Genomic DNA, 16584 nt, shown 5'->3' with positions numbered 1-16584 from the left:
TCTGTCCATGATCAACTGCGGGGGTGTGGGGGGCGGGATCAGGCCTCCGCGGCGATCAGCGCCAGTCCGCGGCGGCCGGGCAGGAAGAAGTAGCCGCCGCCGACGCAGCGCACGTAGGTGGCCGGCCGGTCGATCCGCTCGTTGAGGACGGGCCCGGGCGCGGTGAACTCGAATCCGATCGCCGACCCGCGCGACCCGGACATCCGCCGGTGGGGTGCGCCGGTGATCGGGTCGGCTTCGTCGTAGAGCCCGGCGAACTTCGGGTTGTTCACCCAAGACTGCGTGACGAACTCGAACTGCCGGGCCAGGCTGGCGCCGAGGCAGACGAAAACGACCCCCCGCTCACCGCTGTCGTCCGGCGGCCCGCTGTCCACGACGACCGGGTCGATGCCGGCAGGCCAGGTGGGCCAGGGTGCCGCCGCGCCGAACGGCCGGCCCCGGCGGAAGATCCGGTGCCGGTTCACCAGCCGGATCGACTCGTCCGGCCGGGTCCCCAACCCGTCGCGGGGGTTGGCCCGCCGGATGTGGGCGCCCAGCGGGCAGCGGACACCGTCCGGGTCGTCGTGGTAACCGAAATCATCGGACGGGTCGGCCGCCGCGCCGCCGGGGGAGCGGATCAGCGCGGTGCCGTCCGGCCAGCGGCCGGTCATCTTCGCGGCCCACCGCACGGCCTGCGCGTCGCCCACCGACTGCCGCAGGGCCGTCCAGAAGCCGGGCACGTCCTGGGCCAGCTGGCGGATCACCAGGTAGCTGCCGTCCCGGCCCACCGGCGGGAAGGGTTCCGGCTGCCCGGTCAGGTCGGGCCGGCCGAGGACGAGCTCGCCGGCCGCGACCCGGTCCCGTTTCGCGCGATCCCGGTGCAACCCGGGCACCCAGGGGCTGGCGATCGCGTCCCGGAACCCGAAGTGCTCGCGGCCGTCCGCGATCGACACGGTCGGGACGGTGTGCACGACCCGGACCCCGGTGGCCGCGCCGAGCAGCTCGCCTACGACGTCGTCCAGGGCGGCCTCGTCCGCCCCGAAGAGCAGCAGCACCGCATGGACCGGATCGGTGCCCGGCCCGCCCCAGCGCCAGCCGCGCGGGTCGCTGGGCGAGCCGTCCAGATCGCCCAGGATGCGCTGGCGGTGCGGGGTGACCATGCCCTCACGGAATTCCCGGGAGAAGTCCGCCGTGCGGTCCGCCGGCACGCCCAGGGCGGCGAGGCCGGCGGCGGTGAAGGCCACGTTGACGGCCGGCCGGTCCGCGGCGCGCCGGGCCCGGATCTGCTGGTCGACCTCGTCCGAGAACGTGATCATGGGCAGCAGCGAGCGCAGCCAGGCGCGCCCGCGTTCGGCATCCGGCAGGGCGACCAGCACGTACCGGCCGGCCGGCGAGCGGGGAAATGCGCTGGTCAGCAGCCCCTGCAGCTGATCGAGGTCGGGCTCGCCGGCGGTCACAGCAGCCGCACCCAGCGGTCGGCGGGCGGTCCGTCGTCGGTGAACAGCCCGCGCCGGATCTGCCCGTGCCTCAGGATGTCGGTGACGGTCAGGCCCGGGTAGGCGCTGAACCAGACGTCGGTGCGGACCTGGCCGGCCCGGGTGAACGGCAGGAACCGTTGGCTGAACCCGGGTCCGGGTTCCATCAGGTACTCGGTCTTGGGGCAGCCGAGCAGGTTGGTCCAGTTCGGCACGACGGCGAACGAGCCGGTGGTCAGGAAATCGAACAGGTAACGGCTCCAGCTGCCGTCGAAATCGCTCATGAACAGGAACCGGCGGCCGCCGTCGAGGCGGTGGATCCGAGCGAAGTGGATGGTCTCGACACCGACCAGCCGCCCGCTGTTGGCCAGGAACTTGCTGTAGGCGTCGGACAGGAACAGCGTGGCCCGCAGCAGCTCTCGCCGCTCGACCGAATCCCGCACGGTCGCGATCATGGTGAACTGGTTCTGCACGTCCAGGTCCTCGGCCTGCTCCAGCGCGGCCACCCGGCCGTCGTCCGGCCGGATCACCACGTCGGGTTCGGTCTTCTCCAGGTACCGGACCAGGGCCATCGCGGCCCCGGTCAGCGTCGAGCACCAGCAGGCGCAGGAAGTGCCGACTGGGTCGATGTCGCCGGGGACACGACGCGACGGTGCGGCAGATCCAGCAGGCGGGTGCTGGGGCAGATGCGGTCGCGCCCCGGCGCGGTGGTCGCGGCCGGCGCCCCGCCCGGTCCGGCACGGACCGTCCCAGCCGCCGCGCACGACCTGCGCGGTCGCGAACTGCACGCCGGTCAGCCGGTCCAGACCCAGCGCAGGCTGCGCGGCGGCCAACCGGGTCCGCAGCTCGGCGGTGCGCGCGGCCGGCACCGGACACAGGGCGGTGACGGTCCCGGGTCGGCGCCAGGCGAACACCGACCTCGCCGCTGAACCGACCGCGGCCGGCAGGCCGGACGTCATCAGAACTGGGGATTGACGATGCGCAGGGCGGACAGCTCGAACCGTTCGCTCAGCACGTCCAGCATGGCCATGGTGACGTGCACCGACAGGTCCTTGGCCGGGCAGGCGTGCGGGGCCTTGGACCACGACAGGATCTCGTCCCGGGACTCTTCCGACCGCCCCAGGTCCATCGCATCGGGATCGGCGAAGACGCTCGGGTCGCGATTGGCGCACACGAACGGGTAGGCGATCTCGTCGCCGACCTCGAGATGGACGGTGCGGCCCGACACCTGCACGTCCTCGGGTTCGGTGAGGCGCCGGTGCACCGTGGTGACGGTCGGGAACAGTCGGATCGACTCGAACACCAACGCCCGCCGCTGGGCCTGGTCCAGGTCGCGGTAGCGGATGCCGAAGCGCCGGGTGTCCTCCACGCAGCGCAGGACCAGGGTGCCCACGGAGAACATCGCCGCGAACATCGTCACGTCGACGGCCATCAGATCCATGCCGTGCCGCTCGAGTGGGGTGTAGGTCTGCTTGCGCAGCCGTTCGTGGGTGCCGAGCAGCCCGAGCATCCAGGGCGCGTAGCCGTGGAACAGCGAGGCCTCGGTGAAGCCGCGGACGTAGCTGCGGGTGCAGGCATCGCTCTCGTCGGCCGAGATGGTGACGCCGGTCAGGATGCGCAGGAACACCCGGGTGACGGTGGCCCGGATGGCCAGCATCGTGGCCATCCGGTCGTCCTGCCGCCACTCGGCCAGGATCGGCGCGGCGAGCGCCTGCACGTCGTCCAGGCTCAGCGCCATCACATCCGGGGTGAACACGTGCTCGTCCAGGTAGGCCCGGGTGGCGGCCCGAATCGGCGGATTCTGGTTGAGAATGCCGGTGTTGGTGGCGAAGACGTTCGGGTCGGAGCTGACGATGTCGACCCCCATGAATCGCTCGCCCCGATGGGCCGGGCAGGCGATCTCCCGTTTGGTCGTCGCATGATCGGTGATCATGACGGCCTTGCCGAAAAAGAAGTTGCCGCCGTAGACCTCGTGATACAGCCGCATGGCCCCGTTCTGGATGTTCGGCCAGATCAGCGCCCAGTCGACGAAGGTGGTGGCTTCCAACAGCAATCGCTTCACCGGCGCCACGCTGTGGTGATAGGCCACGACTTTGAGCGGCCGCTGGGCGGCGATCACCCCGGCGGACAGGCGGCCCACGACCAGGCGTATCACCCCGGGAGCATATGGCCGGTCGGCCGCCCGGTCCACCGATTTGTCCGGATTACCGCGGCCGGCTGGTTCGCTGCGTCCCGCCCCCTCGCCGTTGATCATGGCGTTCCCTGTCGCGCGCTCGGCGTGTCTTCGGCGTGTCGAGCAGAGAACGCCATGATCAACTCAGGTGCAGGCGGCTCAGGTGCTGGTGCCTCAGGTGGGGGTGCCTGAAGTGGGGGTGCCTCAGGTGCTGGTGCCGCCCGGGGCGTCCTCGATCTGGGCCACCAACGCGCCGGCGGTCACCGCGCCGCCGACCTCGACGGCGATCGAGGCGACCGTGCCGGCCTTGTGCGCGGTGATCGGATTTTCCATCTTCATCGCCTCGACCACCGCGACGACGTCGCCCTGGGCGACCGTGTCACCGACCGCCACCGCCACCTTGACCACGGTGCCCTGCATGGGGGCGACGACGGCGTCGCCGCCGCCACCGGGTGCGTGATGGGCCGCGCCGCCCCGCTTGCTCGACGACCGGCGGGCCGGGGCCGGGCCGCTGCTGCGGACCGCGAGTTCGGCCGGCAGGCTGACCCGGACCCGCCGCCCGTTGACCTCGGCGACGATCTCCTGCCGCGCCGCCGGCTCGCCGGCCGGCACCGCCGACGCGACGTCGAAGGGCTCGAGCGTGTTGTCGAACTCGGTTTCGATCCACCGGGTGTGCACGGCGAACGACCCGTCGGCGGCGGTGAAGGCCGGATCCTCCAGCACGGCCCGGTGGAAGGGCAGCACCGTGGCCATGCCCTCGACCACCATCTCGGCCAGCGCCCGGCGCGACCGCTGCAGCGCCTCGGTGCGGTCCGCGCCGGTGACGATGATCTTGGCCAGCAGCGAGTCGAACGCGCCGCCGATCTCCGAGCCGGACTCCACCCCGGAATCCACCCGCACCCCCGGGCCGGCCGGCGGGACGAACCGGGACACCACGCCGGGGGCGGGCAGGAACCCGCGGCCGGGGTCCTCGCCGTTGAGCCGGAACTCGATCGAGTGCCCGCGCGGCGGGAGATCGTCTATCCACCGCAGCTTCTCGCCGTCGGCGATGCGGAACTGCTCGCGCACCAGGTCGATTCCGCTGGTCTCCTCCGAGACCGGGTGCTCGACCTGCAACCGGGTGTTCACCTCCAGGAAGGACACCGACCCGTCCTCGCCGACCAGGAACTCGACCGTGCCGGCGCCGTGGTAACCGGCCTCCGCGCAGATGGCCCGGGCGGCGGTATGGATGGCGGCCCGCTGCTCGCCGGTCAGGAACGGCGCGGGCGCCTCCTCGACCAGCTTCTGGTAGCGCCGCTGCAACGAGCAATCCCGGGTGCCGACCACGATCACGGTGCCGTGTTGGTCGGCCAGCACCTGCGCCTCGACGTGCCGTGGCCGGTCCAGGTAGCGCTCCACGAAGCACTCGCCACGACCGAACGCGGTGACCGCCTCGCGGACCGCCGACTCGTACAGGTGCGGGATCTCCTCCAGCGTGCGGGCCACCTTCAGGCCGCGGCCGCCGCCGCCGAACGCGGCCTTGATGGCCACTGGCAGCCCGTGCTCCTGGGCGAAGGCCACCACCTCGTCGGCCCCGGCCACCGGCTCCTTGGTGCCCGGGACCAGCGGCGCCCCGACTCGCAGGGCGATGTGCCGGGCGGTCACCTTGTCCCCGAGGTCGCGGATGGCCTGCGGGGTCGGGCCGATCCAGGTCAGCCCGGCGTCGATCACCGCCTGGGCGAAATCGGCGTTCTCGGACAGGAAACCGTAACCGGGGTGGACCGCGTCCGCCCCGGCCCGGGCGGCCACGTCCAGCAGCTTGGCCATGTCCAGGTAGGAGTCCTTGGGCGTGGAGCCGCCCAGCGCGAACGCCTCGTCGGCGACCCGGACGTGCAGGGCATCGCGGTCCGGGTCGGCGTAGACGGCAACCGACCGCAGCCCGGCGTCGCGGCAGGCACGGGCGACGCGGACGGCGATCTCGCCGCGGTTGGCGATCAGCACGGTGTGCACAGGCGGTTCCTTCTTCTGGAGTTCTGCGGTCGGTCGGGTGTCTCAGGGAGAGTGCTCGGTGGCCCGCTGGTCGGGCCGGCGCCACAGGTCGGTGACCGGCACGCCGACCTGCGCCAGCAGCTGACGGGTCAGCGGCAACGAGATGCCCAGCACGTTGCCGGCGTCACCGTCGATGCCGTCGACGAACCAGCCGCCGAACCCGTCGATGGTCAGGGCCCCGGCGACCCGCAGCGGTTCGCCGGTGGCCAGGTAGGCATCGAGCTCGGCCTCGCTGGGCCGGCCCATCCGGACCACGGTGGAGCCCACCGCGCCGGCCGCGCCGACCACCCGGCCGCCGACCACCCGGCGCACCGCGTGGCCGGTGAGCAGGATCCCGTCCCGGCCGGCCATCTGCCGCCACCGGGCGCGGGCCTGTTCGGCGTCGGCCGGTTTGCCCTGCAGCTCACCGTCGATCAGCAGCATCGAGTCGCAGCCGATCACCACCGCCGGGGTCGGCTCGGTCAACCGGGCGGCCACGTCGTCGGCCTTGGCGTCGGCCAGGGCCTGCACCCGCACCTGCTCCGGGGACGAGCGCAGCCCGTCCAGCAACGCGTCCTCGTCCACCCCGGAGACGAGCACGTGCGGGTCCAGGCCCGCGGTGCGCAGCACCCCGAGCCGGGCCGGGGAGGCCGAGGCCAGCACGAGCGCCAGCGGGGCGTTCATCGCGGCAGTCCCGAGGCCCACCAGCGGTGATCGCCCGCGGCGCCCGAGCCCAGCCGGTGCGCCGGGTCGGCCCAGACCGAGCGCGGGGCCGGCTCGGTCGCGGCCGGTTCGGGGCCGGCGGCCAACGCCGCCAGCACGGCGATGACCACGGCCGCGTCCTGCTCGTCGCGGGCCGGGCCGGTCGGGCCGGTGCCCGGGTGATCGCTGGCTCGGCCGGCCGGCCTCACAGCGGGATGTTCCCGTGCTTGCGCGGCGGCAGCGTCTGCCGCTTGTCGGCCAGCACCCGCAGCGCCCGGGTGATCGCCCCGCGGGTCGCCGACGGCTTGATGATCTGGTCGACATAACCGCGCTCGGCGGCCACGAACGGGTTGGCCAGGGTGTCCTCGTACTCGGTCTGCAGCCGCGACCGCTCCGTCGCGACCTCCGCCGAATCGGGCCCGTATTGCTCGGCCAGCGCGCCGATCTCCTTGCGGTACAACACGTTCACCGCACCGGAGGCGCCCATCACGGCGATCTGCGCGGTCGGCCAGGCCAGGTTGACGTCGGCCCCCAGGTGCTTGGAGCCCATCACGTCGTAGGCGCCCCCGTAGGCCTTACGGGTGATCACGGTGACCAGCGGGACGGTCGCCTCGGCGTAGGCGTAGATCAGCTTGGCGCCGCGGCGGATGATGCCGTTCCACTCCTGCTCGGTGCCCGGCAGGAAGCCCGGCACGTCCACGAAGGTCAGGACCGGGATGTTGAACGCGTCGCAGGTCCGCACGAACCGGGCGGCCTTCTCCGCGGCGTTGATGTCCAGCGTGCCGGCCAGGTGCATCGGCTGGTTGGCCACGATGCCGACCGATCGGCCCTGCACCCGGCCGAAGCCGACCAGCACGTTCGGCGCGTACAGCTCGTGCACCGGCAGGAACTCGCCGTCATCGAGCACCGCCCGGACGGCGACCGCCATGTCGTAGGGCTGGTTGGGCGAGTCGGGGATCAGGGTGTCCAGGGCCAGGTCGTCGGCGGTCAGCTCGTCCGGGTCGGCGGCCTCGCCGGGCCGGATCGGCGGCGCCGACAGGTTGTTGGACGGCAGGTAGGACAGCAGGTCCCGGACGTACTCGATGGCTTCCGGGTCGTCCTTGGCCAGGTAGTGCGCGTTGCCCGAGCGGGTGTTGTGGGTGCGGGCCCCGCCCAACTCCTCCAGCGTGACCTGCTCGCCGGTCACCGACCGGACGACGTCCGGCCCGGTGATGAACATCTGCGAGGTCTTGTCCACCATCACGATGAAGTCGGTCAAGGCGGGGGAGTAGACGTGCCCGCCGGCGTTCGCGCCCATGATCAGCGAGATCTGCGGGATCACCCCGGACAGGTGCACGTTGCGCTTGAAGATCTCCGCGTACAGCCCGAGCGAGACCACGCCCTCCTGGATGCGGGCCCCGCCGCCCTCGTTGATGCCGACCACCGGCCGCCCCGAACGCAGGGCGAAATCCAGCACCTTGACGATCTTCTCGCCGTAGACCTCGCCCAATGACCCGCCGAACACGGCGACGTCCTGGGAGAACACGCAGATCTCCCGGCCGTCGACGGTGCCGTAGCCGGTGACCACTCCGTCGCCGTAGGGCCGGTTGCGCTCCAGGCCGAAGTTGGTCGACCGGTGCCGGGCGAAGGAGTCGAACTCGACGAACGAGCCGGGGTCCAGCAGCAGGTCGATCCGCTCCCGGGCGGTCAGCTTGCCCCGGGCGTGCTGGCGCTGCACCGCCGTCGCGGAGCCGGCGTGGATGTGCTCGTCCAGGCGGCGATCCAGGTCGGCCAACTTGCCGGCCGTCGTATGCGGCGGGGTGGGCGCCGGGCCATCGGGGGTGACATCAGGGACGCCATCGGGCGCTTGCGTGGTCCGGCTCACGGGCGAGAGGGTACCCAGGGCCGCGCCGGCGGTGGGCACCGTGAGACGCAGTTCACGATGACTGAGTCTGGGTCTCACCGACCGGCGGCCCCGGCCCGCCCCGGCCGGCCTGGGACGGCGAACCCCTTCTACGGTGATCCGGTGCCCGATGCCGACCCCAGCGTGATCCGCCGGCCCATCGACCCGGTGACGGTGGCGCAGCGGCTGACCGACCCGGCCCGCTGGTCGCTGGAGTTCTGCGCGCAGACCGGATCGACCAACGCGGACCTGGCCCGGCGGGCCGACGCCGGCCGGCTGGCGTCCGGGCAGGTGCTGGTCACCGAGGAGCAGACCGCCGGGCGCGGCCGGGCCGGCCGGGACTGGCACTGCCCACCCGGCGCCGGGCTGATGTTCTCGGTCGCGCTCGCGCTGCCCGCCGTCCCGGTCGAGCGCCGGGGGTGGGTCGGGGCCGTGCTCGGCCTGTCGATCGTGGCCGCGCTGGGCCGGGTCAGCGGTGTCGACGCCCGCCTGAAATGGCCGAACGACGTGCTGATCGACGGGGCCAAGTGTGCCGGCATCCTGGGCGAGGTGGCCGGGAGCCGGCTGGTCGTCGGGTCGGGGATCAACGTCTCGCTGACCCGGACCGAGCTGCCCCGGGCCGACGCCACCTCGCTGGCCCTGGCCGGCGGCACCCTGGATCGGGCCGCCCTGCTGGCCGGGATCCTGGACGAGCTGGGCAGCTGGTGCGACCGATGGACGGCGGCCGCCGGCGACGTGGACACCGCCGGTATCCGCGCCCACTATCGGGAGGTGTGCGTCACGCTGGGTGCTCAGGTGCGCATCCTGTTGCCCGCGCAGCGCTGGGTGACCGGGATCGCTACCGATGTCGACCCGACCGGTGCCCTGGTGCTCACCGACGAGTCCGGTCGCACCCAGAGCTACACCGTCGGTGACGTGGTGCACGTCCGGCCGGCGTGAACGGCGATCGCCCAGGTACCCGAACGACCGGCGGACGGCGCGCGCAAGCGGCGGCGGCCGCCACCCGAATGGCGTGACTTCTGCCCGAGCGGCCCTGCGTACCTCACGCTAAGCTCACGCGATCACACGCAGCGCGATCATCTGGACGGCGGGCTGGCGGCCCGGCTGCGTCGGCTCGGGGGTCGGCATGGGCACTGTCGCTCGACGCAGGACGCGCCGGTGGGGGGCGCTGGCCACGGTGGTCGCCCTGGTCGCGGGCCTGCTCATGGTCTCCGCGACGATCGCCCCGGCCCCGCCCGCCCACGCCGCGACGGTGGCCATCGGCACGATCGCCACCCAGATGGCCAACCAGCAGGGCGTCGACGCCGGCACCAGCGGTAACTGCATCCGGTATGCCCCGTCCAGCGGCACCGGGTCCTCGTCCACCTCCTCGGCCTGGGTCACCAACACGGTGGCCGGCCTGCCCAACTCGGCGACCACGGCGCACGGCTACAGCACCAGCTGCCCGACCAACCTGAGCACCAGCAGCCAGAGCGCGCTGGGCTTCCGGCCCTCCACCGTCACCTCGGCCGAGGACGGGATGCCCTTTCTGATCGGCGGCATGACCCACTACAACAACCCGATCCAGGCGAACGATCAGTACTTCACCGGCGAGCTGCGGACCCAGCTGGGCGGTTTCAGCGGGACGACGGTGACGTTCAACTGGACGATGAACGAGACCCCCAACACCGGATCCGGCAACTGCTGCAACGACATCACCTCGTTCACCAACCAGATCTCCGACGTCACCCTGACCCAGGGCGGGCTCACCTACCGGCTGGTGATCCTGGGCTTCGTGCCGGCCGCCAGCGCGACGAGCTGCCCGGCCACGCCGGCCGGCAATCCGGTCAACGAGTTCTCCACCGTCGAGGGCGCCCAGACCAACGCCTGCCTGTACGCCTCGCTCCAGCAGGTCCGCACGCTGCGGATCGTCAAGAACGTGGTCGGCTCGCCGCCGGGCACTCCTTCGTTCAGCTACAACAGCACGTCGACGCTGACCGGTTCGGCCTGGGCCAACACCACGTTCTCGCTGGCCTCCCGGGGCACCGTCGAGCGACCCTTGACCTCCGGCAGCACCGTCACCGTGACCGAGGGCGACCCGGCCGACGACCGCTGGTCGTTGACCGGCCTGACCTGCCAGCAGTACAACGCGCTCGGCGTGCTGGTCGACCTGCCCGGAACCGGCAACCTGGCCGCGCGGCGGATCAGCCTGGACCCGGTCCCGGCCCCGCTGTATCCCGCGAATCCGGTCGTCATCTGCACCTTCACCAACACCTATACCCCGCGGACGACGCTGACCCTGGTCAAGTCCGTGACCGGGGCCGTGGTCAGCCCGTCCCTGTTCACGCTGACCGCGACCGGGACGGCGTCGCCGACCAGCGGCACCGTGGTCTCCGGCGCCTCCGGCTCGACGGCCGTCACCAACCAGCGCATCGTCGCCGGCACCTACCAGCTCACCGAGCTCGGCACCGGGGCGGCCGCAACCGGCTTCGTCCAGGTCGGCTCGTGGACCTGCGCCCGCGGGTCCACCACCTATCCGGTCAGCCCCACCGGGGTGGTCACCCTGCCGGATCTGCCCGCCGGCAGTGCGGTCGGCTGCACCGTGGTGAACCGGGCGGCCACCGGCACGCTGCGCATCAGCAAGGTCGTCGACGACCCGCAAGGCGGGTACGTCGGAGGCACCGGCCAGAGTTTTGCCGGCGCCTACACCTGCGGCGCCGGGTTCAGCGGCAGCTTCAGCGCCCTGACCACCGCGGCGGCGGTGACCGTGACCGGCATCCCGGCCGGCCGGGCCTGCACGGTCAGCGAGAACGGCCCGACCGGCGGCCTGCTCAACGCCTCGTTCGCCTGGGGGACCCCGTCGTACTCGGCCCAGCCGGTGACCATCACCGACCAGGCCACCGCCGACGTCACGATCACCAACCCGGTGGTGCAGCGGCTGGGCAGCTTCGCCGTGACCAAATCCATCGACGGGCCCGGCGGGTACACCGGGGGCGTCAACCGGGTCTTCCCGGTCGCGTACTCCTGCACGCTGACCAACGGCCCGACGTCGGCGGGCACGCTGGACCTGACCGCGGCACAGGCCGTCTCCCCGGCGGCGGCGATCCCGGCCGGCTCGGTCTGCACCTTCAGCGAGACCCTGACCGCGCAGGCCGGGGATTTCGGTGACCCCAGCTACGCCTGGTCGGGCTACACGGTGACGCCGACCAGCGTGACGATCGGCGACGGCGCCACCGCCCAGGTCGGCATCACCAACACCTACGAGCGCGACGCCGGCAGCCTCGTGCTGGCCAAGCAGATCCAGGGCGACGGCTACATCGGCACCGGCGAGCCGTTCACCGTGCAGTACACCTGCGGCGTGGCCTCCGGCCAGGTGACGTTGGCCGCGGGCGGGAGCGCGACGGTCTCCGTGCCGGCCCGCAACACCTGCACAGCGGCCGAGGTGCCGCCCGCCGCCGACCTGCTGCAGCCGGCCTACGTCTGGGGCAACGCCACCTGGTCCGACGGCACCAGCGCGACCAACAGCGTGACCGTGCCGGCCAACGGCACCGCCACCCTGACGGTGACCAACCCGACGATCCCGGTCTTCGGCCGGGTCCAGGTCGGCAAGCAGATCACCGGCGAGACCGCGGGGGTCACCGCCGCGGCCAGCTTCCAGATCACCGTCTCCTGCAGCAACGCCTACACAGGCGCCTTCACCGTGGGCGTCGGCGGAACCGCGCTCACCCCCGACCTGCCGGTGGGCACGTCCTGCTCGTTCAGCGAGGCCACCCCGACCGTCGGCCTGCTCGACTCGTCCTACCAGTGGGGCACTCCCGTGCTGCCCGGACCGGTGACCATCACCGCGCCCAACCAGGTGCCCAGCGTCGTCGTCACCAACCCGGTCAGCCGGGTGTACGGGGACCTGGAGATCAGCAAGCAGCTGGTGGATCCGAGCGGCCGGGTCGACCGGCAGCGGCAGTACACCATCGACTACGACTGCAGCTACGCGGGCGTGAGCGCGGCCAACGGCACGGTCCAGCTCTTCGCCGGCGAGTCGACGGTGATCCCCGACATCCTGCTGGAGTCCCGGTGCACGGTGGTCGAGGACCCGACCACCCTGGACGCGCCCCCCGTGGCCGACGACACCTCCTGGGTGTGGCTGCCGCCGACCTACGACCCCGGAACCTCGGTGCTGATCACCTCGCCCGACTTCCCGGCCACCGTGACGGTGACCAACCGGACCAACCAGCTGACCGGCACCTTCCAGCTGACCAAGTCGGTGGTCGGTGACGGCAAGGCCCTGGGCTACCAGCCGGGCAGCCAGTTCACCTTCGCGGTCGAGTGCACCGACGGCTACGAATCGACGGTCGACCTGGCCGACGGTCAGAGCTGGACGCCGGACCGGGCCATCGCGTCCGGAAGCTCCTGCACCATCACCGAAACCGGCAAACCCGACCCCCTCTCGCCGGCCTTCGGCTGGGACGACGTCGAGTTCGGCATCGGCAGCAGCCGGGTCAACGGATCGATCACCATCCGGATCCCCGAGACGGCCACGCCGATCCAGGTCAACGCGGTCAACCCGATCACGCCCCGGTTCGGCTCGCTGGAGCTGACCAAGCAGGTCACCGGGCAGACCGCCGGCCTGGTGCCCGGTACCACTTTCGACGTCAACGTCAGCTGCGGCCCCGGTGACCTGTTCACCGTCACCCTCACCGAGGGTGAGCCGAGGACGCTGACCGGCATCCCGGTCGGGGTCAGCTGCACCGTGGCCGAGCTGCCGCCCGACCCGGCCGGCCTTGTGGACGCCTCCTACGGCTGGGGCCCGGCGACCTACGATCCGGGCGCCACCGTGACCATCGCGCAGGAGGGCCAGCAGGTCGAGGTCGCGATCGTCAACCCGATCGTCCGGGTCGGCGCGCCGGTCCGGGTGGTCAAGTCGTTGACCGGCGGCCAGGGCGTCATCGATCCGGCTCGGACCTATCCGATCACCTGGTCCTGCAGCTACGGCGGCCAGCAGGTCGCCGGCGGCACCCTGGACGCGGTGGTCGACCCGACCGGCGTCGTCGTCGACCAGGACGTGCCGCTGACCGCGCAGTGCACGGCCACCGAAGGCGATCTGGGCGTCCCGTCCGACGATCCGGCCTACCGCTGGCTGGCCCCGACCGTCACCGGCACCACCGTGACGGCGGACGGCCAGAACGCGGTCACCGTGGCCAACGCGCTGACCCGCGACACCGGCGAGGTCGTGGTGCACAAGACGGTCACCGGGGCGAGCGAGGGCTACCTCGGCACCGGCGCCGATTTCACCATGCACGGCCAGTGCGCGGTGCCCGGAACGGACGTCCCGACCCGGTACGCCGACGGCACGATCGCCAATCTCGGCACCGTGACGATCGCTCCGGTCTCGGTCGGCTGGACCTGCTCCGGCTTCGAGGACACCCCGGCGCAGGGCCTGCTCGCCGACACCTCCTACGCCTGGGGATCACCCATCATCACCGGGACGCCGGCGTTGACCCCGCCGGTCGGGGGCACCTTCACCCTGGCCGAGGCCGGCGCCCGGCAGGACTTCTTCGTCGAGAACCCGGTCGTCCGGGTGCGCAGCACGTTCCAGATCACCAAGAACGTGGTCGACCCGTTCGGCGCCCTGATCCCCGGCACGCAGTTCAGCGGGACGTTCAGCTGCCGGTACGGCTCCGACGACCCCGTCACCGGAAACTGGACCCTGACCAACGGGGACACGTTCACCGGCCCGGCGGTCTACCTGAACTCGCAGTGCACGGTCACCGAGAACGACCTGGGCACCGCCGGTCTGCCCGATGCCTCCTTCGACTGGGCGGCGCCGGTCGTCGGTGATCCGGTCACCGTGGTTCCCGGCGGGACCGCGACCATCACCGTCACCAACACGATCGAGCGGCAGTACGGCGGCCTGGAGGTCGGCAAGGTGCTCGACGACCCGGACGGCGGGGTCCGGCCGGACACCGACTTCACCGGCGTGTGGACCTGCACCCTGGGTGCGCAGACCTGGAGCGATCGGTGGGAGGTCGGCGCGGGCGCCGCGGCGACCCTGTTCACCCCGGCGGACGCCCGGGTACCGGCCACGGCCGTCTGCGCGATCATCGAGGACACCCCGGATCCGGCGCGGCTGCTGGACGGCTCCTACGCCTGGGGGGACCGGACGTACACCCCGGAATCGGTCATCCTGGTCGCCGACGAGACCGCGCAGCTGTCCGTCACCAACACCGTTCAGCGGGTGTATTCGGGCTTCGACGTGGCCAAGGCCATCACCGGATCGGTCGCCGACGACGACCTGGTGCCGGTCGATCGGGTGTTCACCGGCACCTTCTCCTGCCAGTACGGCTCGGACGTGCCGGTGACCGGTCCCTGGACGGCCAGCGTGGCCACAGCGTGGGTGCAGGCCGGCATCCTGGTCGGCTCGGTCTGCCAGGTGACCGAGGAGGTGCCCCCGGGGGCCGGCGGGCAGCCGGTCACCGGCGACTCCTCCTACATCTGGGGCACCCCGGATCTGGGGTCCTCGGTCACCGTGACCCCGCCGACCGAGGCGAACCAGACGGTCACCGTCACCAACCCCACGGAGCGGCTGTTCGGGCGCTTCACCCTGACCAAGGCGGTCACCGGAGCCACCGACGGCATCACCGACCCGCAGCCGTTCCCGGTGACCTACTCCTGCCAGCCCGGGGACGGCCCGGCGATCACCGGCAGCACCGCGCTGGCGGCCGGCCAGACGCTGACCGTCGGACCTGACCCGGGTGACGATCTGCAGCTGTTCATCCCGGTGTCCAGCATCTGCACCCTGACCGAGCCGCTGGCCACGATGCCGCCGCTGCGCGACAGCTCCTGGACCTGGGGCGACCCCGGGTTCACCGTGGTCGGCGACATCCCCACGGCCGGGCCGGTCACCGTGCCCTGCGCGGACCCGCTGCTCACCCCGTGCCTGGGTGAGCGGTCGGTGACGGTCACCATCCCGCGGCCGCAGGAGGACTACCCGGATCCGCCCAGCGTCGGCCTGGACATCAGCAACCCGGTGCTGACCACCGACGGTTCCTACGCGGTCAGCAAGTCCAGCGACCCGGCGTCGGGAACGGTGGTGGCCCCGGGGTCGACCATCACCTACTCGGTCACGGTGACCTCGACCGGGGAGGTGCCGGTGCACGACGTCGTCGTCACCGACGACCTGTCGGCGGTGCTGCCGTACGCGGTGATCGGGTCGATCTCCGACCCGGCCGCGGTCCTGGACTCGCAGACCCAACAACTGGTCTGGACGGTCGGCGACGTGCCCGGCGGGCAGAGCCGGACGCTGACCTATCAGGCGACGGTCAACCCCGGGGTCGCCGGGGTCAGCATCACCAACCAGGTCACCAGCACCGCCGACGTGCGTCCGAGCAGCTGCGCCGAGCCGGGCGATCCGGTCTGCACGACGACGCATCGCACGCCGGACCGGCCCACGATCAGCAAGCAGGTGGACGGGGACCCGGTCTTCGATCCCGGCCCCGGGACCTGGACCGTGCCGTACGCGATCGTGGTGACCAACCCCAACCCGGACACCGCGATCACCTACTCGCTGACCGACAACATCGCCTTCCCCACCGACGCGACGATCGTGTCCGCCGCGGTGACCTCCGCGCCGGACGGGGTCAGCCTGTTCGAACCGGCCTGGACCGGCGGTGACCAGACGACGATCGCCCAGGACGTCGCGCTGCCCGGCGGCGCCAGCCACACCTACCGGGTCGCGGTGACCGCGACCGTGCCGCTCACGATCGACCCGGCCCGCCTGGCCTGCGCGGCGACCGGATCGGGTGGCGGGTCCGGGTTCTTCAACATCGCCACGCTGTTCGCGCTGGACTCCTCGGCCATGGCAGACGCCTGCGCCCCGGTCCCGGTGTTCCTGGTCGTCGACAAGCAGTGGGTCATCGACGGCGTCACCTACCGCGACGGCACGCAGCCGCTCGGGTACTCGGCGACGCTGACCCTGGACGGCGTGGACCGGGTCTGGCGCACCGTGTACTGGGCCGACCAGCCGGGGTCGACGGTGGACGTGGGGGAGCGGGCCGTCGTACCCGCGTCCTGCACCTCCGCCTCGTCCGGGACCGGCCCGGTCACGCTGACCGCGCCGCTGACCTCGACCGTGGTCACCAACGTGGTCACCTGTGTCGGGCCCACCCCCGGACCCACGCCGGGTCCGACGCCCGGGCCGGTCCCGCCGCATCCGACCCCGCTGCCGGTGACCGGCTTCGCGGTCGGGTCTTTCCTGGGCTGGGGCCTGGGCTTGCTGCTGATCGGGGCCGCGATGATCGCGCTGGCCGGCTGGCGACCGGGCCGGCGCCGGTCGGCCTGAATCGCGCCGTCCTGAATCGCGCCGTCCTGAATCGCGTCCTGAATCGCGGCGT

9 protein-coding genes are annotated in these 16584 nt (G+C 72.2%); 2 read left to right on the top strand and 7 right to left on the bottom strand.

The window, feature by feature from the left end; genetic code table 11:
- Positions 1-38 precede the first annotated feature (38 nt).
- From NAMU_RS21020 to NAMU_RS20990, 7 genes are all read right to left on the bottom strand, one after another.
- Complete coding sequence (locus tag NAMU_RS21020) at positions 39-1436, bottom strand: Dyp-type peroxidase (RefSeq protein ID WP_015749350.1); 1398 nt, start codon at positions 1434-1436, stop codon at positions 39-41.
- Entirely contained in the window at positions 1433-2413 is a 981-nt protein-coding gene (locus tag NAMU_RS21015; protein WP_015749349.1) for a hypothetical protein, read from the bottom strand. The genes NAMU_RS21020 and NAMU_RS21015 overlap by 4 nt, the downstream gene beginning before the upstream one ends.
- Complete coding sequence (locus NAMU_RS21010; RefSeq protein WP_138180380.1) at positions 2413-3609, bottom strand: cytochrome P450 family protein; 1197 nt, start codon at positions 3607-3609, stop codon at positions 2413-2415. Before NAMU_RS21010 ends, NAMU_RS21015 begins: the two co-directional genes overlap by 1 nt.
- Positions 3610-3831: 222 nt before the next feature.
- On the bottom strand, positions 3832-5616 hold the full coding sequence (locus NAMU_RS21005; protein WP_015749347.1) for an acetyl/propionyl/methylcrotonyl-CoA carboxylase subunit alpha: 1785 nt from the start codon (positions 5614-5616) through the stop codon (positions 3832-3834).
- A gap of 42 nt (positions 5617-5658) precedes the next feature.
- A complete protein-coding gene (locus tag NAMU_RS21000; RefSeq protein ID WP_015749346.1) occupies positions 5659-6318 on the bottom strand; it encodes a nucleoside triphosphate pyrophosphatase in 660 nt (219 codons plus the stop codon).
- Positions 6315-6545: a hypothetical protein gene (locus tag NAMU_RS20995; RefSeq protein WP_015749345.1), complete on the bottom strand. Its 231-nt coding sequence runs from the start codon at positions 6543-6545 to the stop codon at positions 6315-6317. Before NAMU_RS20995 ends, NAMU_RS21000 begins: the two co-directional genes overlap by 4 nt.
- A complete protein-coding gene (locus NAMU_RS20990) occupies positions 6542-8200 on the bottom strand; it encodes an acyl-CoA carboxylase subunit beta (RefSeq protein WP_015749344.1) in 1659 nt (552 codons plus the stop codon). Before NAMU_RS20990 ends, NAMU_RS20995 begins: the two co-directional genes overlap by 4 nt.
- A gap of 141 nt (positions 8201-8341) precedes the next feature.
- Between NAMU_RS20990 and NAMU_RS20985 the strand changes: the two genes are divergently transcribed.
- Both NAMU_RS20985 and NAMU_RS20975 read left to right on the top strand, forming a co-directional pair.
- Positions 8342-9157: a biotin--[acetyl-CoA-carboxylase] ligase gene (locus NAMU_RS20985; protein ID WP_041369242.1), complete on the top strand. Its 816-nt coding sequence runs from the start codon at positions 8342-8344 to the stop codon at positions 9155-9157.
- A gap of 187 nt (positions 9158-9344) precedes the next feature.
- A complete protein-coding gene (locus NAMU_RS20975; RefSeq protein ID WP_015749342.1) occupies positions 9345-16532 on the top strand; it encodes a DUF5979 domain-containing protein in 7188 nt (2395 codons plus the stop codon).
- Positions 16533-16584 lie beyond the last annotated feature (52 nt).

It is taken from the genome of Nakamurella multipartita DSM 44233 (assembly GCF_000024365.1).
Classification (GTDB): domain Bacteria; phylum Actinomycetota; class Actinomycetes; order Mycobacteriales; family Nakamurellaceae; genus Nakamurella; species Nakamurella multipartita.
Note: the sequence above shows the minus strand (reverse complement) of the source record. Positions and strands in the feature narration are given on the sequence as shown.